Origin of the sequence: Fluviicoccus keumensis (genome assembly GCF_004217445.1) — a bacterium.
GTDB lineage: Bacteria > Pseudomonadota > Gammaproteobacteria > Pseudomonadales > Moraxellaceae > Fluviicoccus > Fluviicoccus keumensis.
In genome coordinates this window covers 1-1222 of the sequence record NZ_SHKX01000009.1, presented here as the reverse complement: position 1 = coordinate 1222, position 1222 = coordinate 1, and the positions used below count along the sequence as shown (strand labels likewise).

The 1222-nt window shown below is 55.4% G+C and carries 1 protein-coding gene; it reads right to left on the bottom strand.

The features are described from left to right. Positions 1–49: 49 nt before the first annotated feature. The gene (locus EV700_RS00955; protein ID WP_130410493.1) at positions 50–1102 is read right to left on the bottom strand and encodes an IS481 family transposase; all 1053 of its coding nucleotides are present in this window, start codon (positions 1100–1102) and stop codon (positions 50–52) included. Positions 1103–1222 lie beyond the last annotated feature (120 nt).

Here is a 1222-nt window from a genome sequence, read left to right as displayed (position 1 = left end):
TGTACAGTGACAGTATTCACCTGACACCCGCCCCCGGCGGGTTGTTCATTTAAGCAGCTTTTTTGGTGCTTGGCTTCTCCTGTTTGGTGGTGTTGGTCGGTCGTCCCTTCAGGAACATTTCGTACGGCGTTTTACCTTTCATGTTCCGCCCTTGATGCGGTCGCTGCCGGTTGTAGTGGAGCAGATAGGCATCCAGATCGGCCTGCATTTCCTCCAGCGTCTCATACCACTTTGTTCGACCCTGAATGCGGAAGTGCTCATCTAACAGGGTACGGTGCAGGCGTTCGATGAAGCCGTTGCTTTGTGGCCTCCGGACCTTGGTTGTTCGATGCTCGATGCCTTCCAGTTGCAGGAACAGCTCATAGGGGTGATGGTCCGGTCGTCCACAGAACTCACGGCCGTTATCGCTAAGAATGGTCTGCACCGAGATGTCGTGTTCCTCGAAAAAGGGCAAGACATCATTGTTCAGCACATGCACTGCCGTGACAGGCAGCTTGCTGGTGTAGAGCCGTCCCCAGGCATGACGGCTGTAGCCGTCCAGCACGGATTGCATGTAGACCTTGCCAACCCCCTTTAGCGTGCCAACAAAGAAGGTATCCACCGTCACCAGCTCACCGGTGTGATGGACTTCAATATGGCGTTCGCGGAACTCGGGGCTGAACCGTTCGAGCAAACGGACTTGCTCCTCGTTCAATTCAAGCTTCTGTTCGCGGACGGTCTTTTCCAGTCGTAACAAGCGCTGGTGGCGGCTTAACAACTCATGGCGGCTCCAGACACCCCGGACACCTGTTGAGCTGACCGAAACGCCCTTGAGCATCAGTTCCTGGGAAACCCGGAGGGGGCCGTGAGTGGGGAATTGCAGGCTGTGTGCAAGGATGGCTTGCTCAACTTGCTCGCTGACCCGGTTGGGATGTGGGCCTTTGGCACCGGGCAAGCGATCTACCAGCCCACTGGAGCCAAAGGTCTGGTAATTGCGGCGGATCTCGTAAAACTGTTGCCGTGAGTAACCCATCAGCTGGCAAGCCTTGCTGACGTTCTGCATGTCTTGAGCCAGTTCTAGCAGGCTCAGCTTGCGGCGTGCTACTTTCTCGTCGGTGGTCATAGTCGTTTCCTTTGAGTTAGAGATGAGCGTCAGACACTCGATCTATAACCCGTCGGGGACGGCTATGGCCACTTTGCTTTCAGCGGCCTACTGTCAGGTGAATACCATCACTACACATAT

What these genes read in the sequence shown, in the direction of transcription:
- EV700_RS00955 (WP_130410493.1), bottom strand. Translation starts at nt 1,102, where the DNA reads ATGACCACCGACGAGAAAGTAGCACGCCGCAAGCTGAGCCTGCTAGAA.